Raw genomic sequence first — 22,154 nt, 5'->3', positions numbered from 1 at the left:
CAGGGGTCAGCGGCCGGTGCCGGCGTAGACGGTCGCGGCCTCGTCGGCGTCCAGCCCGAAGGCCGAGTGGGCAGCCAGCACGGCCCGGTCCACGTCGTCGGCGCCCACGATGACCGAGATGCGGATCTCGGAGGTGGAGATCATCTGCAGATTCACCTCGACGCTGGCGAGAGCCTCGAAGAAGGTGGCCGACACCCCCGGATGTGAGCGCATGCCGACGCCCACGACCGAGACCTTGCCGATCTGGTCGTCGTAGAGGAGCTCGTCGAAGCCCACCTCGTCCTTGATGGCCTCCAGCGCGGAGATCGCGCGGGCGCCGTCGGTCATGGGGAGGGTGAAGGAGATATCGGTCTTGACGTCACTGAGGCGGGAGACGTTCTGCACGATCATGTCGATGTTGATCTCGTGTTCGGCGATGGCCTTGAAGATGCGCGCGGCCTCGCCGATCTTGTCCGGGACACCGGCGATGGTGACCTTGGCCTCGCCGCGGTCGTGCGCGACGCCGGTGATGATGGCTTCTTCCATGGATTCGTCCTTGTCGATCTCGTCCTGGCTCTTGACCCAGGTGCCCGGCTTGTCGGTGAAGGAGGAGCGCACGTGGACCGGCACTCCCTCGCGGCGCGCGTACTCGACGCAGCGCAGGTGCAGGATCTTGGCGCCCGAGGCGGCCATCTCCATCATGTCCTCGTACCCGATCTGCGCGATGTGCCGGGCGGACGGCACGATCCGCGGGTCTGCGGTGTAGACGCCGTCGACATCGGAGTAGATCTCGCAGTAATCGGCGCCGAGCGCGGCGGCCAGCGCGACGGCGGTGGTGTCCGACGCGCCGCGGCCCAACGTCGTGACGTCCTTGGTGGTCTGCGACACTCCCTGGAAGCCGGCGACGATGGCGACGTTGCCCTCCGTCAGTGCCCTCTCGACGCGGCCGGGGGTGATGTCGATGATCCGGGCGTTGCCGTGCGTGGGGGTGGTGATGACGCCGGCCTGCGAGCCGGTGTAGGACACGGCGTCGACGCCCAGGTCCGACAGCGCCATCGCGAGCAGCGCGGCCGACTGCCGCTCACCGGTGGTCAGCAGCATGTCCAGCTCGCGTGACTTCGGCTGGGGCGACACCTTCAGCGCGAGGTCCATCAGCTCGTCGGTGGTGTCCCCCATGGCCGAGATGACGATGATGACGTCATGACCCTCCGCCCGCGTGCGTGCGATGCGCCGCGCCACGCGCTTGATCGACTCGGCGTCCGCCACCGACGACCCACCGAACTTCTGGACAATGCGACCCATGCCTGACCTCCTGGAACCCGTCACAGGATAGTTGCCCCGGCCCGACGGCGTGAAGGACGTCCGCCGCGCGCCCGATCCGGGACCCATCTGCCTGCAGGGGGCCGGCGTCGCGCGGCGACCGGCAGCCGTCTCGAAGGGGCGGGAGTAGTGTCGACGGTGTGACGCTGCCGATCCTCACCGCCGAAGAACAGCGCGTGCTCGGGTGCCTCCTCGAGAAGGAGGTCACGGTGCCCGACACCTACCCCCTGACGCTCAACGCCCTGCGCACCGCCTGCAACCAGAGGAACAGCCGCGACCCCGTCGTCGAGTACGACGAGCGCACGGTGCAGGACGCGCTCCGCTCGCTCAAGGAGCGCGGGCTGGTGCGCGTGACCTGGCTGGACTACGGCAAGCGGACGCTCAAGTACGCCCAGTCCGCGGTGGACGCCTTGAAGGTGGCCGACGACGAGCGCGCGCTGGTCACGCTCCTCCTGCTCCGCGGTCCGCAGACTGCGGGCGAGCTGAGGACGCGCGCTGAGCGGATGTGCGCGTTCGCGGACCGGGCGGCCGTCGAAGCCTGCCTCACCGGCCTGGCCGCGCGCGAAGAACCGCTCGTGGTGGAACTGGAGCGCAGACCGGGGCAGCAGGACCCGCGGTGGCTGCACCTGCTGGGCGAGCCACCGGTGGACGCGGCGCCGGCCGGCGTGGACCGCGAACAGGTGCTGGCCGGGGGGACCGACGCCCGCGACGCCGCCGTCGTGGCGGCCTACGACGCCGTCGCGCCGCTGTACGCGGAGGAGCGGGCGGCGCTGACACCGTTCGAGGAGTGGTTCCTCACCCGAGTCGCCGAGCTGGCAGGGCCGCACCGGACCGCGGACGTGGGCTGTGGAGCCGGGGTGGTGACGGCGTTCCTCGCGCGGGCGGGGGCCGACCCCGTCGGGTTCGACATGTCACCGTCGATGGTCGCCGAGGCGCGGTCGCGGTACCCGGAGGACGAGTTCGAGGTGGGGGACCTGCGGCGGCTACTGCGCCCCACCACCGCGGCGGGCTGGGGTGGCGTGACGGCGTGGTTCTCGCTGGTGCACTTCGCGCCCAGCGAGCTCGAGGCCGTGCTGCGCGGGCTCGCGGAGGTGCTGCTGCCGGGCGGGGTGCTGGCCGTGGCGCTGCAGGTGGGCAACGCCGTCGACCATCGCGACGAGTGGTTCGGGGAGGCCGTGGACCTCACCTTCGTGCGCCACGACGTCGCTGACGTGAGACGCGCGGTCGCGGCCGTGGGGCTGGGCGGCGTGGAAGCCTACGTGGTCTCCGACGACGACCCGGCGGATCGCCTGTACCTGCTCGCGCGTCGCGGATGACCGCACCCCGGTCCCCCGCGCACCTCCGCGCCTGGTGGCTGGCCGCCAGGCGTCCGGGCGTCGCGCCGAACGGCCAAGCCGCTGCCGATTCACGCCCCGGCATCCACCGGCGGCACTAGCCTGTGGCCATGACTACCGTTCGCTGGGGGATCGTGGGGACAGGCGCCATCGCCAACGGCGTGGCTGGCGACTTCCAGTTCGTCCCAGGGGCCGAGCTGGTGGCCGTGGCATCCCGCGCCAAGACCAGAGCCCGGGACTTCGCCGCCAAGCACGGCGTGCGACTCGCGTTCGGCTCGTACCGCGAGATGCTCGAATCACCTGACGTCGACGTGGTCTACATCGCCACCCCGCACCCGCAGCACCGTGATGTGGCGCTGGCCGCCATCGCCAACGGCAAAGCCGTGCTCGTGGAGAAGGCCTTCACCGCGACCCTGGCCGGTGCGCAGGAGGTGGTCGACGCTGCGCGCGCGAAGGGCGTGTTCGCCATGGAGGCCATGTGGACGCGCTTCCTCCCGGTCATCGCGGCGGCGCGCGAGGTGGTGGCCTGGGGCCGGATCGGCGACGTCGTCGGCGTCCAGGGCGACCTGTACGCGTTCCGCGAATACCAGCCCGACCATCGCCTCTTCACCCCCGAGCTGGGCGGCGGCGCCATCCTGGACCTCGGCGTCTATCCGGTCAGCTTCGCTCAGGCGTTCCTCGGCGGGGCGAAGGAGATCTGCAGCCGCTCCCGCCTCTACCCCTCAGGTGTGGAGCGGGCCTGCACGCTCAACCTGGTGCACGCGGGCGACGGCCTGTCCTCGCTGACCTTCGGGTTCGACGGCTACGGCCCAGGACGCATGGTGATCGTCGGAACGAAGGGCTGGATCGAGGTGGAGCCGCGTTTCCACCATTCGTCGATGATCACGGTGCACCGCAACGGCGTCCTGCCCCGCATCATCGAGGCGTTGCCGCAGGGCCGTGGATACAGCCACGAGTTCGCCGAGGTCACTCAGCGCGTCCGCGAGGGGCTCACCGAATCACCGACGATGCCGCTGTGCGACACCATCGAGGTGATGCGAATCCTGGAGGCCTGCCTGCACCAGGCCGGGATCACACACCAGGAGGCCACCGTCGACCTGGGTTGACGGCAGCCTCCTGGTCCCCCCCACATCCGGTGGTGGAGGACCCGCTGGTGATCCACACGATGGATCTTTCGAGTACAACACCGCCGAGTGCCCTTGTCAAGGGCCTATGTAGGGGTGTCCGCCTTGCGCAGGGCCAGCCTGACGCCCAGCTCGGCATCCTCGTCGGTGGGCGCCTCGACGGTGCCGGACTCCAGCTGCACCGCCAGCACCTCCTCGGCGATGAACCCACGGTGCACCTCGACGGCCTCAGCCATGTCGGCGTCCGCCTCGAGCACGACCGTGATCCGGTCCGACACATCCAGGCCCGCACGCTTGCGCGACTCCTGGATGAACCGGATGACCTCGCGGGCAAGACCTGAGCGGATCAGTTCGGGGGTGAGCTCGAGGTCCAGCGCCACGGTCTCGCCCTGTTCGTTGACCACGGACCAGCCCTCGCGGGGGCGTTCGGTGATCAGGACGTCCTCGGGGGTGAGCTCGTGATCCTCGCCGTCGACCCGCACCACGGCTCGGCCGAGGTCGCGCAGCTCCTTGGCCAGCCAGGCGGCGTCCAGTTCCGCGATGGCGTTGGCGATCACCGGGGTGCGCTTGGCGAACCGCCGGCCGAGGCTGCGGAAGTTGCCCTTCGCGAAGTAGTCCACCAGGTCGCCGTGCGACGCGAACGACTCGATCGACTCCACGTTGAGCTCCGCGCGGATCTCGGCCTGGAGCTCGGCGGACAAGCGCTCGAAGATCGATGAGGGCACGAGCATCCTGCGCAGTGCCTGCCGGATCTTGACCTTCGACTCGGCCCGCGCGGAGCGGCCCAGCTCGACGGTGCGGCGGGTGACCTGCATGGCCTCGGTGAGCTCGGGGATGATGAGCGACTCGTCGGCCACCGGCCAGTCGGTGAGGTGCACCGAATCCGGGCCCGCGGGATCCGCCGCGTAGAACAGGTCCTGCCACACGCGTTCGGTGACGAACGGCATGATCGGCGCCAGCAGGCGCGTGAGCACGTCGAGGGTCTCGTGCAGGGTCCAGAGCGCGCCGTCGTCGCCCGCCCAGAACCGACGGCGGGACCGCCGCACGTGCCAGTTCGACAGTGCGTCGATGAACTGGCTGAGGACCGCTCCGTAGTGCTGGGTGTCGAAGGTGTCCAGCGCGCGGGTGGTGTCGAGGATCAGCTGCTGCGTGGCCGACGTCAGCCAGCGGTCCAGCACGTGCCGTTCAGCTACCGGAGGGGCCTCGCCGGACGGGGTCCAGTTCGCGGCGCGCGCGTACAGCGTGTGGAAGGCCACCGTGTTCCAGTAGGTGAGCAGCACCTTGCGGACCGTCTCGCCGATGGCCTGATGCCCCACGCGACGGGCCATCCACGGCGATCCTGAGCAGGCCATGAACCAGCGCACCGCGTCCGCGCCGTGCTGATCCATGAGCGGGATCGGCTCCAGCACGTTGCCGAGATGCTTGCTCATCTTGCGGCCATCGTCGGCCAGGATGTGGCCCAGGCACACGACGTTGCGGTAGGACGACTCGCCGAAGACCAGCGTGCCGATGGCCATGAGTGAGTAGAACCAGCCGCGGGTCTGGTCGATGGCCTCGCAGATGAAGTCCGCCGGGTAGCGCTCCGCGAACACCGCCTCGGAGCCGGGGGCGTGCGGATAGCCCCACTGCGCGAACGGCATGGCGCCCGAATCGAACCAGGCGTCGATCACCTCGGGCACCCGTCGCGCTTCCTTCCCGCACGTGGGGCACGCGAAGGCGATGTCGTCGACGAAGGGGCGGTGCGGGTCCAGCGCGCTCTGGTCCGTGCCGGTCAGCTCGCTGAGCTCGGCCCGCGACCCGACGCACACCTGGTGGTCGTCCTCGCACCGCCAGATCGGCAGCGGGGTACCCCAGTAGCGGGTGCGCGACAGCGCCCAGTCGATGTTGTTGTTGAGCCAGTCGCCGTAGCGGCCGTGTTTGATGGTGTCCGGGTACCAGGTGGTGGCCTCGTTCTCGGCCAGCAGCTGGTCCTTGATCTTGGTGGTGCGGATGTACCACGACGGCATGGCGTAGTAGAGCAGGGGCGTGTGGCAGCGCCAGCAGTGAGGGTAGCTGTGGGTGTAGTCCAGCACCCGGAACATGAGGCCGCGGGCCTGCAGGTCCGCGACGATCGCCTTGTCCGCGTCCTTGAAGAACTGTCCGCCGACGAGGTCCAGGTCCGGCTCGAAGGTGCCGTCGCGTAGGACGGGGTTCACGAACGGGAGGCCGTAGGCGCGGCAGACGTGCATGTCGTCCTCGCCGAAGGCCGGCGCCTGGTGCACCAGGCCCGAGCCGTCCTCTGTGGTGACGTACCCGGCCAGCACGACGAAGTGGGCTGCAGCCGGGAACTCCACGAGCTCGAGGGGTCGCTGGTAGGTCCAGCGCTCGAGGTCGCGGCCGAGGAAGGTGTCGGTGAGGGTCCATTCGTCGCCGAGCACCTTGTCGGCGAGGGCCTCGGCCACGACCAGAGAGCGCTGCTCCGGGTGCGTCGCCACGCGGTAGGTGACCTCGGGGTGGACCGCGACGGCCGTGTTGCTGACCAGCGTCCACGGCGTCGTCGTCCACACCAGAAGGTCCACCTCGCCGGCCAGGGGACCCGAGGTGAGCGGGAAGCGGACGTAGATCGACGGGTCGGTGATGTCCTCGTAGCCCTGGGCCAGCTCGTGGTCCGAGAGGGCGGTGCCGCAGCGCGGGCAGTACGGGGCGACACGGTAGTCCTCCTCCAGGAGGCCCTTGCCGTGGATCTGCTTGAGCGCCCACCACAGCGACTCGACGTACTCCGGCGTCATGGTCACGTACGCGTCGTCGATGTTGACCCAGTAGCCCATACGCTCGGTCAGCTCGGTGAACGCGTCGACGTGCCGCAGCACGGACGTGCGGCACTGCGCGTTGAAGGCCTCGACCCCGAACGCCTCGATGTCCGCCTTGCCGGAGAAGCCCAGCTCCTTCTCGACGGCAAGTTCGACGGGCAGGCCGTGGCAGTCCCAGCCGGCCTTCCGCTCGACGCGGTGGCCACGCATGGTCTTGTAGCGCGGGAACAGGTCCTTGAAGACGCGCGCCTCGATGTGGTGCGTGCCAGGCATGCCGTTGGCGGTCGGTGGGCCCTCGTAGAAGGTCCACGGCTCGCCGTCGGCCGTGCGCTCGAGTGAGCGGGCGAAGGTGTCGCGCTCCTCCCACAGGCTGAGGATCTCGTGCTCCAGTGCGGGGAAGTCCACCTGCGCGGGCACGGCTCGGTAGCCGGGAGTCTCCATGGTGGGATCGTCGGTCATCGGGTGGTCCTTCTCATCGGTCGTCGCTGAGCTGTGAAGGGACGAGCCGAGGCCCGCGGTACCACCCTTCTTGGGTGCCTGGGGCACCCCACTTGTTGCTGCCGCGGCCGGTTCTACTGGGCGGGTGTCACCGCCGTTCTTCCGGCAGCTCCGAGGTGATGGCCTCATCAGTGCCGTGCGACGGGCTCCATTATGCCGTCGGCGTCAAGTCGAAGGGCTTCGCGGACCGGTGAGGCGATGGTGCCGCGGAAATGGACTCGGGTGCACCCGCCCACCCAGCCCCCACCCCTTGACATGCGCGCGGGGACAGGGCATGGCAATCGGGTGGCCTCGGGCGTAGTGTCAATGTATGAGGCTCCGAAGGTTCCTCGCCATCCTCGCAGCGCTGGCGTTGCTGGTGGGAACAGCACCACAGGCAGCTGCCTCCCCAGCCGTCAGCGCTTCCAGCGCTGGGACCAAGACCGTGGGCTTTGCGACGAACGTCTGGGGCACGGTCACCGAAACCGGTTCGACCGACGTGTGGACCGAGGTGCTGGTGGGGGGGACCTGGTCCCGTTCCCAGGTGGGTAGGAGTGACAGCACCGGCTACTTCGTCCTCGAGCTGACCTACGGGTTCCTGACGCCGGGCTCCTACCGGTACCGGGTGGGTGCCCGGACCAGTGCGGGCGTGGTGTACTCCGCTCCGTTCGATCTCACACGTACGCCCTGGCAGCCGAACTGGGCCGGCACCAAACCCGTCGGCGAGACGACCTACGTCTGGGCCACCATGCCGCGCGCCGCCAACCGGGTGGTCTGGACGGAGGCGCTGGTGAACGGGACGTGGTCGCGTTCGCAGGTCAGGACCGCCAGCGCATCCGGCTACTTCGCGATTCCGTTGACCTACGGCATCGACACCGTGGGGGGCCAGACCTTCCGCGTGGGCGCCGGCACGTCGATGGGCACCGTGTACTCCCAGTCGTTCGTGCTCACCCGTACCGTGAAGGTGGACGCCTACAGCGCCGGGACCAAGGAGGTGGACCAGCCCACCAACACGTGGGGGACCGTCCACGGCTACGGCGGAGGCCGGGTCTGGACCCAGGTGTTGCTGTCCACGGGGTGGAGCACATCGCAGATCCGCACAACGGATGCCACCGGCTACTTCGTCATCCCGTTGACGTACGGCCAGTCAACGCCGGGGACGTACACGTACCGCGTGGGGGCAGGCACCCCCTGGGGGACGTACTACTCCAACCAGTTCACGCTCATCCGGACGGCGTCCAGCCTGGTGGAGGAGTGGCGGGGCCAGGACATCGAGGTGTTCCCGACGACCCGGAAGGTGGTGGCGCTCACGTTCGACGGCGGTGCCGACAACCGTGCTGTGGACCCGATCATCGCGACGCTGAAGGCCAACGGGGTCCCGGCCACATTCTTCGTCACGGGTGACTTCGCTCGCGACTTCCCGGGCGATGTGCGCGACATGTCGCAGGCCGGCCACCCCGTCGGCAACCACAGCAACACGCATCCGTACTTCACGCAGCTCACCGATGCGGGGATCCGGGCGGAGCTCGCTGCCGCGGAGTCGGCCATCACCTCTCTGACCGGGAAACCCGCCAGGCCCGTGTTCCGCTTCCCCTTCGGTGACCGGACGGACTATGACATCCAGGTGGTGAACAACGCTGGATACATCCCCATCCGATGGACGGTGGACACGTTGGGATGGAAGGGGACCACAGGAGGCATCACCACCAGCATCGTCCGCCAGAGAGTCCTGTCGGCGCTCCAGCCCGGTGCGGTTGTGCTGATGCACGTCGGAGCGCACCCGGATGATGGGTCGACGCTCGACGCCGATGCGCTCCAGGGGATGATCAACGACATCCGCGCTCGCGGCTACACGTTTGCCACGATCAGCACCCTCCTGGACGGCTGACGCGGAGCCGCGTTCCCCCGGCGTCTATGAGGGCTGGTGCGAGGGGCTTGGCCGCGGAATCGAGCCCGTAGCGGCGGTCTCCCTCCGCGGGGGTGAGCGTGGAGGCGGTTACTGGCGTCCCGCTGCCGCGATGGCCACTAGGTTTGGGCCATGGCGATCTTCGACGTCCCCCTGAGCGAGCTGCGCCGTCGCGGCACCATCAAGTGGCGGCGCTGGGAGCCCGACGTGCTGCCGATGTTCGTGGCCGAGATGGACGCCCACCTCGCGCCGCCCATCCGGGCCGCGCTGGAGCGGGCGCTGGCCGACGGGGACACCGGGTACCCGGAACTGCCCACGTACCAGGAGGCGTTCGCCGAGTACGCCGAGTGGCAGTGGGGCTGGCGCATCGGTGTGGCGGACCAGACACTAGCCACGGACGTGGTCACGGCCATGCGCGAGGCGGTGCTCGCGTTCGCGGCGGCGGGGGACGCCGTCGTCATCAACTCGCCGATCTACCCGCCCTTCCGTCATGTGGTGACCACCACAGGGCGGCGGCTGGTGGACGTGCCGCTGCTCGATGACCGCCTGGACCTCGACGCGCTCGAGGCCGCATTCGCCGAGCACCGCCCGAAGATCTACCTGCTGTGCTCGCCGCACAATCCCAACGGCACCATCCACACCGCCGACGAACTGGCCCGCGTGGCCGAACTCGCGGAGCGGCACGGGGTGGTGGTGGTCTCCGACGAGATCCACGCCCCGCTGGCAGGGGCCGCCCACACGCCGTACCTGGCGGTGCCGGGTGCGGGCAATGCGGTGATCGTGACGTCGGCGTCGAAGTCGTGGAACCTCGCGGCGCTCAAGGCGGCGCTGGTCATCGGGGACCGGGACGTGTTGGCGCGCCTCAACCCGATGACGCCCGAGGGTGCCAGCTACTTCGGCGTGCTGGCCCACTCGGCGGCCTTCAACGAGGCGCGCGACTGGGTGGCCGAGGCGGCGGCGGAGGTCGCGGCGAACAAGCAGTTCTTTGCCGAACGGCTCGCCGCCCTGGTGCCGGAGCTGAGCTACACGCCCTCCGACGGGACCTATCTGGCGTGGCTGGACTGCTCGCCGCTGGCCCTGGAGAACCCGGGCAGACACTTCCACGGCTTCGGGCGGGTGCGGTTCAACTTCGGCCGCGAGTTCTCCCCCGACACGACACAGTTCGTCCGGGTGAATCTGGCCACGTCGCGGGAGATCATCGCGGAGGCGGTGGAGCGGATGGCCTCCTCGTTGGTGGAGGTTCGCGCGGAGGTCGCGGCAGCGCGCGCGAGGCGTGCCGAGCCGGAGACCTGGGAGCCGCCGCAGGACGACGAGCCTGGCGAGAACCCCGACTCGGAGCCCACCCGGGTGGTGGAGACGGAACCGGGGCGGGGGGAGTCCGGCCCGCACACGGCGCCGATGCCCATCGTGGTCGACGACGGTCCACATACCGCGCCGATGCCCGCCGTGGTCTCAGACGGTCCGCACACGGCGCCGATGCCTGCCGTGATCCCAGAGGTGTCCCAGACGGCGCCCATGCCCGCCGTCCAGGCCCGCGGTCCCGCGGCCCGGCACGTCGTCCCGCCCCCGCTGGCCGGTGTGCACACCAACGGTGGGGAGTTCGTCAACGTGGTCACGGCGGTGGTCATCGGCCGCGACCCCCGCCGCGCGGCGGGCTACGAGGATGCCGACCTGCTGCGGGTGCCGAGCCCGCACCTGGACATCTCGCGCAACCACCTGGTCGTCGAGGCACTCACGGACGACGTGGTGGTGCGGGACCTGCACTCGATCAACGGCACCCTCGTGCTGCCGCCCGACGGTGAGCCGTTCACGCTGCGCCACGGGGCAGCGGTGAGGGTCGAGATGGGAACCATTTTGGACGTCGGAGAGGGCGTGTCGCTGCGGATCGAGCCGCCCCGGCCCTGACCCGGTTCCAGCGGGGTTGCCGACGGTGGGTCGCCTCGGAGCGCGTGTGGGTCATTGCGCGACGCAATGCTCCACATGGAGGCCCGGCTGGTCAGACCTGGGTGCGGTGGAAGTTCAGGTGCGAGCGCGACGGCGTCGGTCCGCGCTGGCCCTGGTACCGCGACCCGTACTTCACGGAACCGTACGGGTGCTCGGCCGGCGAGCTCAGGCGGAAGAAGCACAACTGCCCGATCTTCATCCCGGGCCACAGCTTCACCGGCAGGGTGGCCATGTTCGACAGTTCGAGGGTCACGTGGCCCGAGAAGCCCGGGTCGATGAAGCCCGCCGTCGAGTGCGTGAGCAGGCCGAGGCGCCCCAGCGACGACTTTCCCTCCAACCTCGCCGCGACAGCCGCACCCAGGGTGACCCGCTCGAACGTCGAGCCCAGCACGAATTCACCCGGATGCAGGACGAACGGCTCGTCGACGGGGGTCTCGATGAGGCGGGTGAGGTCTGGCTGCTCCACCGACGGGTCGATCGACGGGTAGCGGTGGTTCTCGAACACCCGGAAGAACTTGTCCAGGCGGACGTCCACGCTCGACGGCTGGACCATGCCCGGATCCCACGGGTCGAGGAGGATGCCCCCGGTGTGAACTTCCCCGAGGATGTCGCGATCGCTGAGCAGCATGGGCTGAGCCTAGTGCCGCACGCCTCCCGCAGGAAGACGGCCACGCCCCGCGGGACCGCGCGGCTACGCTGGTGGAGCCGCGGCGTGATGCCCGGCATCCAGCCCGAGGGTGGGCGGCGAGGAGTGGCGGATGAGCGTGGGGCGCGGCATGGGCGGCGGGCGGATGCTGGGACGACTCGCCACGGATCCGGAGATCACGCACCACAAGCTGGACCGCGGCACCGCTCGTCGCGTCATCGCCTACGGCGCACCCTTCAAGGGTCTCATCGTCGTCTTCCTCATCACCGTCGTCATCAGCAGCGCGCTGTCGGTGGCACCCCTGCTGCTGTTCCAGCGGATCATCGACGACGGCGTGCTCGCGGGCGACGAGGCTCTGGTCGTGTGGCTGGCGGTCGCCGTCGCGGGTATGGCTGTCGGCTCCGCCCTGCTGCAGATCGTGGAACGGTGGTGTTCTGCGCGGATCGGCGAGGGCCTCATCTACTCGATGCGCACGCAGATCTTCGATCACATGCTGACGATGCCCATCGCCTTCTTCAGCCGGTCGCACACGGGGAAGTTGGTGTCGCGGCTGCAGTCGGATGTCAACGGCGCGCAGCAGGCGTTCACCTCGACGCTGTCGACTGTCGTCAGCAACTCCATCACTCTCGTCCTGGTGCTGGCGTCGATGCTGGCGCTCTCCTGGCCCCTGACGTTGGCCGCGCTCGTGCTGCTGCCGATCTTCATGGTGCCGGCGCGAATGGTGGGCACGAAGCTCGCGGATCTGTCGCGGCTGCGGATGACGCAGAATGCGGAGATGTCGGCCACGATGACGGAGCGGTTTACGGTGTCCGGGGCGCTGCTGGTCAAGCTGTTCGGCGACCTCGGTACTGAGCACGAGACCTTCGCCAGGCAGTCGAAGGATGTGGCGGACTCCGGGGTGAAGATCGCCATGATCTCCCGCGTTTTCATGACGGCGATGTCGCTCGTGGGGGCGTTGGCGACGGCGCTGTTCTATGGGTTCGGCGGTGTGGCGGCGGTGCGCGAGCAACTGACCATCGGCACTCTCACCGCGCTGGTGGCCCTGCTCGCCCGGCTGTACGGGCCGCTCATGCAGCTGTCGAACCTGCGGGTGGACATCATGAGTGCCCTGGTGAGCTTCGAGCGGGTGTTCGAGGTGCTGGACCTCAAGCCGCTCATCGTCGACGCCCCGGACGCCGAGCCGGTCTCGGGGCCGCCGTCGGTGGCGTTCCGCGACGTCCGGTTCACCTACCCGGACGCCGCGACGGTCTCCCTGGAGTCCCTGGAGCCGACGGCCGCCGTCGGGGAGTCCGCCAACGAGCCGGTGCTCAAGGGGGTCACGTTCGAGGCGCTTCCCGGGCAGACGGTGGCGCTCGTCGGCCCCTCGGGGGCGGGGAAGACCACCATCACGCATCTGCTCGCGCGGCTCTACGACGTCGACTCCGGCGCGGTCGAGATCGCGGGCCAGGATGTCCGACGGCTGACGCTGGCGTCGCTGCAGGGCGAGATCGGCTACGTGACGCAGGACGCGCACCTGTTCCACGACACCATCGAGGCCAACCTCCGCTACGCCCGCCCGTCGGCGACGGAGGAGGAGCTGTGGGGGGCGCTCGCCGCGGCGCAGATCGCCGGCCTGGTCCGGCGGCTGCCCGACGGGCTGCGTACCGTCGTCGGCGAGCGCGGCTATCGGCTGAGCGGGGGAGAGCGGCAGCGGTTCGCGATCGCGCGGCTGCTGCTCAAGGCGCCGCCCATACTGGTCCTCGACGAGGCGACGGCACACCTGGACTCCGAGTCGGAGACGCTGGTCCAGCGGGCGTTGGACACGGCACGGGAGGGACGGACCTCCATCGTGATCGCCCACCGGTTGTCGACGGTGCGGCACGCGGACCAGATCCTCGTCGTCGAGGCCGGCCGCGTCGTCGAGCGGGGCACTCACGCCGAACTTCTCGCCGCCGGCGGCTCCTACGCGACGCTGTACGCCACCCAGTTCAGCGACTGACCCCTGCCGCAATCTGGGGTTGAGCCGGACACGGCTTCTGCGGGGTCGCGTTGAGCCTGACACGGCTTTCGTCGCGTGGACTTGAGCCGGGATCGAGGCCCGTCGCGTGGATGACCGGGTTTGATGGTTCAAACTCAGCGTGAGCCGGACACGGCTTTCGATGAGTGGTCATGAGCCGGGAATCGGTCTCAATGCTCAGCCGCACCGATTCGATCGATCCAAGCTCGTTGGTGTCCAGATCAGGCTCAACAACCCTCCGTGAGAGCCGTGTCCGGCTCAACCCATATCCCGACCCGAGCCTGACGGACGCGACGGTGGCAACAGGGGAAGAGGCTCAGTACGCCGAACCCATGCCGACGTGCCCGGACGCCTCCGCGACCCGGGGAGAGCCGGCGCTCTCAGCGCCGTCGAGGACCGCTCGGCTCCCGGAGAGGCCCAGGCGGGTCGCGCCTGCCGCGACCATCGCGTTGGCCGTCGCGAAGTCGCGGATGCCCCCGCTCGCCTTGACGCCCAGGCGCTCGCCCACCGTCGACGCCATCAGCTCCACCGCATGCACCGACGCCCCACCGGCGGGGTGGAAGCCGGTGGACGTCTTCACGTAGTCCGCCCCGGCAGCCTCGGCCGCGCGGCACGCCGCGACAATCTCGTCATCGGTCAGCGCGGCGGACTCGATGATCACCTTCAGCAGCCCCGTCGTGGCCTCGCGCACGGCGCGGATCTCGGCCTCGACCTCTTCCGGCCGTCCCTCCTTGAGGAGCCCGATGTTGATCACCATGTCGATCTCGTCAGCCCCGAGCTTCGACGACTCCGCCGCCTCCGCGGCCTTCGCCGTCGCCGTGTGGTTGCCAGACGGAAATCCGCACACCGTGGCCACCTTCACGTCCCCCAGATCGTCGGTGATGGGCAGCATCGACGGCGACACGCACACCGAGTACACCCCCAGCTCGCGCGCCTCCGACACGAGGGCCGAGACCTGCGCCCGCGTGGCGTCGGTCTTCAAGAGCGTGTGGTCCACCATCTGGGCGAGCGCCGAGCGCGTGATCTCCATGGCCGTCCTTCTCCTCGGGGCGGTCACCGGGCCGCCGACGTCAACCGACACGAGCTTACTGCCGCGCCCTCCCGGTCTGAGGGCCGACGACCGCCCGAGTGGCACTTCTGGTGGCGACTACGCTCCCACATCCGCCGCCCAAGCGGTGGCCCCTCCGGGTCAGACGCGGGGCGTCGCAAGCGGCAGGGTCACCGTGAGACACGTCCGCCCCGGCCGTGACTCCACGGACGCCGTCCCCCCGAACCCCTCGACGACGGCGCGGACGATCGCCAACCCCAGGCCCGTCGACTGCGCCGCCGAATGCGATCGCGCGTCATCGGCCCGCACGAAGCGCTCGAACACCTGAGGCAACGCGTCGACCGGGATGCCCGGCCCGTCATCGATCACGTGGATCACCGCGACACCAGCGCCGGCCGGATGCCCACCGAACGGCGCCCCAGGCAGCGCGGACACGGCGGTGGTCACCGTCGTCCCCGGCGGCGTGTGCGTCCGGGCGTTGGAGAGCAGGTTCACCATCACCTGGTGCAGCTGGTCCGGGTCCGCCATGACCTGAACCGCCTGCTCCGGCAGGTCCAGCACCCAGCGGTGGTCGCGGCTGGCCGCCTGGGCGTCGCTCACGGCGTTGAGGACCACCTCGACGGCGTCAACTGGTTTGAGCTCGACGGACGCGTCCGCGTCGAGCCGGGCCAGCAGCAGCAGGTCGTTGACGAGCTTCGACATGCGCTCGGATTCCGCACCGATCCGGCTCAATGCGTGCGGCGTCCCCTCCAGCGAGCGCTGGCCAAGCTCCGCGTAACCGCGGATGGCGGCCAACGGATTCCGCAGTTCGTGCGACGCGTCGGCGACGAACCGCCGCAGCTTCGCCTCGGAGCTCTCGCGCGCCAGCAGCGCCCCCTCCACCCGCCCCAGCATCTGGTTGAACGCGGTGGAGAGGCGCGTGACCTCGTTGTTCTCCGGCAGCGGCCCGGTCTCCACGCGCGGCACGGCCACCGACCCGCGCTCGAGCTCCAGCCGGCTGACCTCGTCGGCCGTGTCCGTCAGCGCCACGAGCGGCTTGGTGGCGCTCACCAGCACCGCCCGCGTCACCAGGGCCGTGCCGGAGATGGCCAGCAGACTGACGGCCGCCGCCAGCATCGCCAGCCACAGCACCGTCTTGTGGATGTCGGCCACCGGCAGCCCGACCACCACCGTGCCGACGGGGGTGTCGCGCGCCTGGACCCGGTAGTCGCCCAGCCCGGGCACCGCGACCGTGTGCTTCGATCCGTCCACGCGCACGTCCAGCAGGGCCTCCCAGGCCTCCACAGTCATCGACGCGCTGGTGGAGCCGTCGCCGACGACGCCGCCCAGCGCCGTGCCGTTGGTGAGTTCCGCCGCGATCACGGTGCCCACCCGCATGCCGGGCGTCTCCAGGCCGGGTGGCCCGTCGTCGCGACCGACGCTGCGGCTCTGCCGCACCTGTGCCGCGTCCAGTTCGCCGTCGAGCTGGTTGTACAGGATGGTGCGCAGCGCGAGCACGGTGGTGAGCGCCACCAGGATGGCCATCACGGCGACCGTCAGCACCAGCCGGGGTTGCAGCTGCGAGGCAAGCGACCCTCGGCGCTGCTCCCGGGTCATGCGCCGGCCGGCCGGAGCACGTAGCCGGCGCCGCGCATGGTGTGGATCATTGGCTCGCGGTCCGCGTCGATCTTCTTGCGCAGGTAGGAGATGTAGAGCTCGACGACGTTGGCCTGGCCGCCGAAGTCGTAGTTCCAGACGCGGTCCAGGATCTGGGCCTTCGACAACACGCGCCTGGGATTGCGCATGAGGAAGCGCAACAGCTCGAACTCGGTGGCGGTCAGCTTGATCTGCGCCCCCGCGCGGGTCACCTCGTGCGAGTCCTCGTCCAGGACGAGGTCCCCGACGACGAGCTGGGTGTCGGGCCGCACGCTGGTGGCGCCGCTGCGCCGCAGCAGGCCCCTGAGCCGCGCGATCACCTCTTCCAGCGAGAAGGGCTTGGTGACGTAGTCGTCGCCGCCGGCGGTGAGCCCGGCCACCCGGTCCGACACGCCGTCGCGGGCCGTGAGGAAGATCACCGGCACGTCCGGCTGCTCCGTGCGGATGCGGCGCATCACTTCGAGCCCGTCGAAGTCCGGAAGCATCATGTCCAGCACCAGGGCGTCCGGCTGCGCCTCGCGCGCGACCCGCACGGCGTCGCTTCCGGTGGTGGCGGTGTGCACGTCCCAGCCCTCGTAGCGCATGGCCATCGAGAGCAGCTCGATGAGGCTCGGCTCGTCGTCGACGGTGAGGATCCGGATGGGGGTGCCGTCCGGGCGCGTCAGGGGATCGGTGAGTGGCATGGCCCTACTCTGGCACCTTCGGCCACCGGCTCGCTGTGCGTCAGCTGTGAGAAGTCTGTGCCTGCGGAGACTCGGCGATGAGCGAGTCGTGCTCGTCCTTGGGGCGGACGAACAGGTTGTCCAGGCCCGCACGGCCCGAGCCGTAGACCAGGAACATCAGGCCCAGCGCCGCCTGGATGGCGTTGTACTCCCACCCTCCCAGGTGTGCGTAGAAGGCGCCGTCCGCCTTGGTGGTGACGATGATCGCCACATTGAGGACCGCCATGCCGAGCCCCACCAGGGGCGTGGCCAGCCCGAAGACCAGGAGCACGCCGCCGATCAGCTCGAACGCGACCGTGGCGACCACCAGCGCGGCGGCGTTGGGCAGGCCTGTGGCCTCGACCAGCGCCACCTGCACATCCAGGCCGGTCTCCTGCCAGCGGTGCCACCCGTGGGCCACCAGGGTGACCCCTGCGACGATGCGCGCCACAAGCAGGGCGATGTCGCGCATCACGCGCTTGAACTCTCTCATTGCTTCCTCGGCTTCAATTCCTCGGCTCGACCTCGGATCAGCCTGCCAGAACTCCCTGCCCCCAGGTGCTCCAGCGCCAGACGTCCCACCATCTGCTGGTTCGTGACCACGCGCTGGGACCGTCCGTTGGTGACGAAGGTGATGGCCCAGCTCAGCAGGGTGGTGACCCGCTGCTTGAAGCCGGCGATGTAGAGGATGTGCAGGAACAGCCATGCCGCCCAGGCGACGAACCCGCTGAGCTTGATGGACCTGATCTTCGCCACGGCCTCGAACTTGGAGATGGTGGCCATGGAGCCCTTGTCCTTGTAGGTGAAGGCCCCGGGAGCCCCGGTGTGCTCGATGCGTGCGCGGATCGCCGCCGCCGCGTGCCGGGCTCCCTGGATGGCACCCTGGGCGACCCCCGGCACGCCGGGCACCGACATGAGGTCGCCCACGACGAACACCTCCGGGTGACCGGGCAGGCTGAGGTCCTCGGCCACGACGACGCGGCCAGCGCGGTCCAACTCGGCGCCCGACTGCTCAGCGAGGGTGCGCCCCAGGTCGTTGCCCTGGACACCGGCCGCCCAGACCTTCGCGAACGACTCGATGCGCTCCACCGTGCCGTCCTGGTGTTTGAGGGTGAGTCCGTTCTCGTCCACCCCGGTGACCAGGGCGTTGAGCTTGACCTCCACGCCGAGGCGCTCGAGCGTCTTCTGCGTCTTGGCGCCCAGCTCGGGTCCGAACGGCGGTAGCACCTGTCCGGCGCCGTCGACGAGGATGACCCGTGCGGTGGTGGGGTCGATGGTGCGGAACTCATGGCGCAGCGTGGACGTGGCCAACTCCCGGATCTGGCCGGCCATCTCCACACCGGTGGGCCCGGCGCCGACGACGGCGAACGTCAGCATCCGCCGTCGCTCCTCCTCGTCCTGGGTGAACTCGGCGATCTCGAAGGCGCTGAAGATGCGCGCCCGCAGTTCGAGGGCGTCGTCGATGGACTTCATGCCGGGCGCGAAGGTGGCGAACTGGTCGTTGCCGAAGTAGGACTGACCAGCGCCCGCCGCGACGATGAGCGAGTCGTAGGGGGTCTCGCTGTATTCGTTGTGGAAGCGCCACTTGACCACCCGGTTGGTCAGGTCGATGTCCTCGACGAGGCCGAGGAGGACCTGCGCGTTGGTCTGGCGCCGGAGGATCTCGCGGGTGGCGGGGGCGATCTCGCCCTCCGACAGCACACCGGTGGCCACCTGGTACAGCAGCGGCTGGAACAGGTGGTGGGTGGTCCTGGCGATGAGGATCACGTCCACATCCGCCCGCTTCAGGGCCTTCGCCGCGAACAGCCCGCCGAAACCGGACCCGATGATGACCACGCGATGCCTGCTCATGCTGCCGCCTCATGGAGTTGGATGATGTTGCCCACGGTGTCGTCGAGGTTGATCGACGAGCCGGACGCGTCGCTGAACCGATCGCCCACGAACCGGACCCCCGCCTCGGTGAGCCGCGCGACGTCTGCGTCCAGGTCGTCCGTGCCGACGACGAGCGCCGGGATGTTCTCCGCCCGCAGACCGGTCATGTAGGCGGCCGCGACGGGGTGGTCGCTCGGCTCCAGGAGCAGCCCCGTGTCCTGACCGCGACCGTTGACCACGAACACGTGATGCTCGGGCATGGCCAGCAGCGTCTCGAAGCCGAGCACCTCGGTGTAGAAGCGGTGGGCACGGTCCGGATCGGTCACGTGGAGGCTGCACATAGCGAGTCGCATTCCACCAGGGTAACCGCCGCCCCCCGCAGGGCCGCGATGTCGCCGCCGACGCCCGGGGTACTCTGGTGCGGCTTGGACCGACGAGGAGGGCCGCCGCGTGACGCCACCCGCATGGCTGCGACCCGCACCCCACGGGCGTCCCGTGCACCCCTGGTGGTGGATCACGGCGGGCCTGATGGCGGTGTTGGTGCTTGTCGGTGCCCAGTTCGCCGACGCGCCCGGCCTGTTGGAGCGCGGCGACAGCTGGTGGCGTCCGTTCGTGTCGCTGCCCGCGCTGAGCGTCCTCCTGGTGGCCTGGTGGCAGCTGGGCCCGCACTGGAGACGGCCCCTGCTGACGGCTGCGGTGTGGGCCGCGCCCATGGTGTTCGCGCTGCCGATGTACTCCCGCGACGCCTACGCCTACGCCGCGCAGGGATGGCTGGTGGCGGGCGGCCTGGACCCCTACGCCACCCCGCTGGGCGAGGCGGGCCTGCCCGGCCTCCTCGTCGGGGTGCACTGGCACAAGACCACCGCGGTCTACCCGGCGCTGTCGTTGGAGTTGTTCGGGGCCCTGTCGCGCCTGACCGGTTCTGATCTGTACTGGACGACGGTGGCCATGCGGATACCGAGCCTCCTGGCGCTGGCCGCGCTGGCCTGGGCGCTTCCTCGGCTGGCCCGTCGCTTCGACATCGATCCGGGCCTGGCGCTCTGGGCGGGTCTGCTCAACCCGATCATGCTGTTCCAGTGGGTCGGTGGCGTGCACAACGACGCCGTCATGGTGGCGCTGGCGCTGCTGGCGGTCCTGGCCGCCACGGACCTCGGGTGGAGGGGATGGCGTGGCCTCGTCGTCGCCGGTCTCCTGCTGGGGTTGGCGATGGGCATCAAGCAGTCGGCGGCGCTGTTCGGGCTGGGCGTGGTCGCGGTGGCGTGGGCCGTGAGGTACCGGGAGTGGGGCGCGCGTCCCGGGGGCAGGAGTGTCGCGGCGGGATGGTGGCGGCTTGCGGCGACGGCCGCGGTGCCCGGGGGGATCACGGTGGCCGTCTTCGTGGCCTCCTCGCTGCGCTTCGGTTTCGGGTGGGGCGCGCCGACGGCGGGCAACCCCGTCGAGGCGGTGAGCAACGCGCCGCTGTCCTGGCTGGCGGCGGCGCTGCGCTACGGGATGCCGGAGGACACCGCCAATTCGGCGGTCACTGTGCTCTCGTCGGCGCTCATCGTGGCGGCGGTGGCGGCCATCTGGGTGAGGTGGGGACCCCGCGGCGACGACGTCGGCCGGCCCTGGGTGTTCACGTTGGCGGTGCTGGGGGCATTCTGTGTGCTCGCCCCGGCGCTGCAGCCGTGGTACCTGACGTGGTTCCTGCCCCTGTACGTGTTCTGGCGGACCGGGCCCGGGTGGCACCGCGCCTGGCTGGTGCTGGTGGTGGCCTTCACCCTGCTACCCGCGCTGCAGACGATGATGCCGCCGTTCCTGGCCATGCCCGTTCTTGCGCTGCCACTTGCCGCGCTCTGGCTGAGCCTGCACCGTCGCCGCGTCTCGCCGTTGCCTCCCTCGGCGCACTGACCCCGGGGCCGGACCAGGACTGGGCGACGCCAGGTGCCGGCTCGGTAGCATGGCGCCATGCGTTACGTCTCCACCCGGGATTCCTCGGGCCTGCCCGGCAAGCCGTTCAGCGACATCCTCCTCGAGGGGCTAGCCGCCGACGGTGGGCTCTACCTGCCGGATTCCTACCCTCGGGTGTCACCCGCGACGCTGGAGGCATGGCGGGCAGTCCTCGCCGAGAAGGGCTACGCGGCTCTCGCGTTCGAGATCGTGCGGCTGTTCGTCGACGACATCCCGGAGGATGATCTCCGCGGCATCGTCGAGCGCGCCTACGAGCCGACGAAGTTCCTGGACCCCGCCGTCGTGCCGGTCACCCGACTGAGCGACGGCCTGTGGCTTGCGCACCTCAGCAACGGACCCTCGGCTGCGTTCAAGGACATGGCCATGCAGCTGCTCGGCGAGCTCTTCGCCTACGAGCTGGCCAGGCGGGGCGAAACCCTCACCATCGTCGGGGCCACCAGCGGCGACACCGGCTCGTCCGCCGAGTACGCGCTGCGCGGCAAGCCGGGGGTGAGGGTGTTCATGCTGTCACCTCGCGGCCGGATGACCCCGTTCCAGCAGGCGCAGATGTTCTCCATCGACGACCCGGCCATCGTCAACATCGCTGTCGACGGGGTGTTCGACGACTGCCAGGACCTCGTCAAGGAACTCCACAACGACGCGGAGTTCAAGGCCCGCTACCGGCTGGGCGCGGTCAACTCCATCAACTGGGCCCGCCTGATGGCCCAGGTGGTGTACTACTTCGCCGCCTGGCTGCAGCTCCCGGGCGACGAGCCCATCAGCTTCGCCGTACCGTCGGGCAACTTCGGCAACATCGCGGCCGGCCACATCGCCCGCGAGATGGGGTTGCCCATCCACCGGCTCATCCTGGCCACCAACGAGAACAACGTGCTGGAGGAGTTCTTCCGCACGGGCCGTTACCGGGTGCGCGGGGCGGCCGAGACGCTGGCCACGTCGTCGCCGTCGATGGACATTTCCAAGGCGTCCAACTTCGAGCGCTTCGTCTTCGACCTGCTCGGCCGCGACGCCGCACGCCTGCGCTCGCTGTTCGTCGACGCTCTGGCCGAGGGTCAGTTCGACCTCGCCGCGGCGCCCGAGTTCGCCGGTCAGCTGGACCGCTTCGGGTTCGTGGCCGGCACCTCCACCCATGAGGACCGGCTCACGGAGATCCGCCGGGTCTACGAGGCGGACACGGTGATGATCGACCCCCACACCGCCGACGCGGTGCACGTGGCAGCCGGGTCCGGCGTCGAGGGTCGCATCGTCGTGCTGGAGACCGCGCTGCCGGTGAAGTTCTCCGACACCATCGTCGAGGCCACCGGCATGGTCCCCCCACGGCCGCATCGCTTCGAGGGCATCGAGGACCTGCCGCGTCACGTGGTCGACCTCCCGTGCAGCGCGGACGCGCTCCGCGCGCTCATCGCCGAGAGGTCGGTTTCCCGCTGAGGGTTTGA

The 22,154-nt window shown here is 69.8% G+C and carries 16 protein-coding genes; 7 read left to right on the top strand and 9 right to left on the bottom strand.

All coding sequences use genetic code 11. From position 1 onward, the window contains the following. Window positions 1-6 precede the first annotated feature (6 nt). Window positions 7-1,281 (bottom strand): aspartate kinase, encoded by a 1,275-nt coding sequence (locus ACZK5N_RS10395; protein ID WP_463624895.1) that lies wholly within the window; start codon window positions 1,279-1,281, stop codon window positions 7-9. 158 nt (window positions 1,282-1,439) lie between these two features. Here ACZK5N_RS10395 and ACZK5N_RS10390 point away from each other — a divergent pair, with 158 nt between their 5' ends. Further along, window positions 1,440-2,615 (top strand): DUF480 domain-containing protein, encoded by a 1,176-nt coding sequence (locus tag ACZK5N_RS10390; protein ID WP_459018709.1) that lies wholly within the window; start codon window positions 1,440-1,442, stop codon window positions 2,613-2,615. A gap of 128 nt (window positions 2,616-2,743) precedes the next feature. Next, complete coding sequence (locus tag ACZK5N_RS10385) at window positions 2,744-3,739, top strand: Gfo/Idh/MocA family protein (RefSeq protein WP_463624894.1); 996 nt, start codon at window positions 2,744-2,746, stop codon at window positions 3,737-3,739. Window positions 3,740-3,843: 104 nt separating this feature from the next. On the opposite strand, the gene ileS is transcribed toward ACZK5N_RS10385, so the two are convergent. Then, window positions 3,844-7,005, bottom strand: a complete 3,162-nt coding sequence (gene ileS, locus ACZK5N_RS10380) for an isoleucine--tRNA ligase (RefSeq protein WP_463624893.1) — start codon at window positions 7,003-7,005, stop codon at window positions 3,844-3,846. Window positions 7,006-7,354: 349 nt separating this feature from the next. Here ileS and ACZK5N_RS10375 point away from each other — a divergent pair, with 349 nt between their 5' ends. Together ACZK5N_RS10375 and ACZK5N_RS10370 are read left to right on the top strand one after the other, a co-directional pair. Next, complete coding sequence (locus ACZK5N_RS10375) at window positions 7,355-8,911, top strand: polysaccharide deacetylase family protein (RefSeq protein ID WP_459018712.1); 1,557 nt, start codon at window positions 7,355-7,357, stop codon at window positions 8,909-8,911. 150 nt (window positions 8,912-9,061) lie between these two features. After that, on the top strand, window positions 9,062-10,834 hold the full coding sequence (locus tag ACZK5N_RS10370; RefSeq protein ID WP_463624892.1) for an aminotransferase class I/II-fold pyridoxal phosphate-dependent enzyme: 1,773 nt from the start codon (window positions 9,062-9,064) through the stop codon (window positions 10,832-10,834). A 91-nt stretch (window positions 10,835-10,925) separates the two neighbouring features. Here ACZK5N_RS10370 and dcd read toward each other — a convergent pair whose 3' ends face one another. After that, window positions 10,926-11,501 (bottom strand): dCTP deaminase, encoded by a 576-nt coding sequence (gene dcd / locus ACZK5N_RS10365; protein ID WP_459018714.1) that lies wholly within the window; start codon window positions 11,499-11,501, stop codon window positions 10,926-10,928. 130 nt (window positions 11,502-11,631) lie between these two features. Between dcd and ACZK5N_RS10360 the strand changes: the two genes are divergently transcribed. Continuing rightward, a complete protein-coding gene (locus tag ACZK5N_RS10360; RefSeq protein WP_463624891.1) occupies window positions 11,632-13,497 on the top strand; it encodes an ABC transporter ATP-binding protein in 1,866 nt (621 codons plus the stop codon). 334 nt (window positions 13,498-13,831) lie between these two features. Here the strand turns inward: ACZK5N_RS10360 and deoC are convergent, their stop codons facing one another. The 6 genes from deoC to ACZK5N_RS10330 all read right to left on the bottom strand — a co-directional run bounded on the left by deoC (window position 13,832) and on the right by ACZK5N_RS10330 (window position 19,124). Beyond that, window positions 13,832-14,545, bottom strand: coding sequence for a deoxyribose-phosphate aldolase (deoC, locus tag ACZK5N_RS10355; protein ID WP_459018716.1), 714 nt, complete (start codon window positions 14,543-14,545; stop codon window positions 13,832-13,834). Window positions 14,546-14,704: 159 nt separating this feature from the next. Beyond that, a complete protein-coding gene (locus tag ACZK5N_RS10350; protein ID WP_459018717.1) occupies window positions 14,705-16,159 on the bottom strand; it encodes a sensor histidine kinase in 1,455 nt (484 codons plus the stop codon). Next, the gene (locus ACZK5N_RS10345) at window positions 16,156-16,881 is read right to left on the bottom strand and encodes a response regulator transcription factor (protein ID WP_459018718.1); all 726 of its coding nucleotides are present in this window, start codon (window positions 16,879-16,881) and stop codon (window positions 16,156-16,158) included. Before ACZK5N_RS10345 ends, ACZK5N_RS10350 begins: the two co-directional genes overlap by 4 nt. A gap of 40 nt (window positions 16,882-16,921) precedes the next feature. After that, entirely contained in the window at window positions 16,922-17,392 is a 471-nt protein-coding gene (locus tag ACZK5N_RS10340) for a DoxX family protein (protein WP_459018719.1), read from the bottom strand. After that, complete coding sequence (locus ACZK5N_RS10335) at window positions 17,389-18,750, bottom strand: NAD(P)/FAD-dependent oxidoreductase (RefSeq protein WP_459018720.1); 1,362 nt, start codon at window positions 18,748-18,750, stop codon at window positions 17,389-17,391. Before ACZK5N_RS10335 ends, ACZK5N_RS10340 begins: the two co-directional genes overlap by 4 nt. Continuing rightward, window positions 18,747-19,124 (bottom strand): VOC family protein, encoded by a 378-nt coding sequence (locus tag ACZK5N_RS10330; protein ID WP_459018721.1) that lies wholly within the window; start codon window positions 19,122-19,124, stop codon window positions 18,747-18,749. Before ACZK5N_RS10330 ends, ACZK5N_RS10335 begins: the two co-directional genes overlap by 4 nt. A 97-nt stretch (window positions 19,125-19,221) precedes the next feature. Between ACZK5N_RS10330 and mptB the strand changes: the two genes are divergently transcribed. Continuing rightward, a complete protein-coding gene (gene mptB / locus ACZK5N_RS10325) occupies window positions 19,222-20,661 on the top strand; it encodes a polyprenol phosphomannose-dependent alpha 1,6 mannosyltransferase MptB (protein WP_463624890.1) in 1,440 nt (479 codons plus the stop codon). Window positions 20,662-20,718: 57 nt separating this feature from the next. After that, window positions 20,719-22,146 carry a threonine synthase gene (gene thrC, locus ACZK5N_RS10320; RefSeq protein WP_463624889.1) on the top strand — a complete coding sequence of 476 codons (1,428 nt, stop codon included), beginning with the start codon at window positions 20,719-20,721 and terminating at the stop codon, window positions 22,144-22,146. Window positions 22,147-22,154 lie beyond the last annotated feature (8 nt).

The organism is Tessaracoccus pujii (assembly GCF_055326215.1).
The sequence above is the reverse complement of the archived record's forward strand: the minus strand, read 5'-3'. Positions and strand labels throughout refer to the sequence as shown.

Bases quoted from the DNA above. Each gene is read 5' to 3' on its own strand.
- ACZK5N_RS10395 (WP_463624895.1), bottom strand. From the start codon at position 1,281: ATGGGTCGCATTGTCCAGAAGTTCGGTGGGTCGTCGGTGGCGGACGCC.
- deoC (WP_459018716.1), bottom strand. From the start codon at position 14,545: ATGGAGATCACGCGCTCGGCGCTCGCCCAGATGGTGGACCACACGCTC.
- ACZK5N_RS10350 (WP_459018717.1), bottom strand. From the start codon at position 16,159: ATGACCCGGGAGCAGCGCCGAGGGTCGCTTGCCTCGCAGCTGCAACCC.
- ACZK5N_RS10330 (WP_459018721.1), bottom strand. From the start codon at position 19,124: ATGCGACTCGCTATGTGCAGCCTCCACGTGACCGATCCGGACCGTGCC.
- ACZK5N_RS10370 (WP_463624892.1), top strand. From the start codon at position 9,062: ATGGCGATCTTCGACGTCCCCCTGAGCGAGCTGCGCCGTCGCGGCACC.
- ileS (WP_463624893.1), bottom strand. From the start codon at position 7,005: ATGACCGACGATCCCACCATGGAGACTCCCGGCTACCGAGCCGTGCCC.
- ACZK5N_RS10345 (WP_459018718.1), bottom strand. From the start codon at position 16,881: ATGCCACTCACCGATCCCCTGACGCGCCCGGACGGCACCCCCATCCGG.
- dcd (WP_459018714.1), bottom strand. From the start codon at position 11,501: ATGCTGCTCAGCGATCGCGACATCCTCGGGGAAGTTCACACCGGGGGC.
- ACZK5N_RS10375 (WP_459018712.1), top strand. From the start codon at position 7,355: ATGAGGCTCCGAAGGTTCCTCGCCATCCTCGCAGCGCTGGCGTTGCTG.
- ACZK5N_RS10385 (WP_463624894.1), top strand. From the start codon at position 2,744: ATGACTACCGTTCGCTGGGGGATCGTGGGGACAGGCGCCATCGCCAAC.
- ACZK5N_RS10335 (WP_459018720.1), bottom strand. From the start codon at position 18,750: ATGAGCAGGCATCGCGTGGTCATCATCGGGTCCGGTTTCGGCGGGCTG.
- ACZK5N_RS10340 (WP_459018719.1), bottom strand. From the start codon at position 17,392: ATGAGAGAGTTCAAGCGCGTGATGCGCGACATCGCCCTGCTTGTGGCG.
- thrC (WP_463624889.1), top strand. From the start codon at position 20,719: ATGCGTTACGTCTCCACCCGGGATTCCTCGGGCCTGCCCGGCAAGCCG.
- ACZK5N_RS10360 (WP_463624891.1), top strand. From the start codon at position 11,632: ATGAGCGTGGGGCGCGGCATGGGCGGCGGGCGGATGCTGGGACGACTC.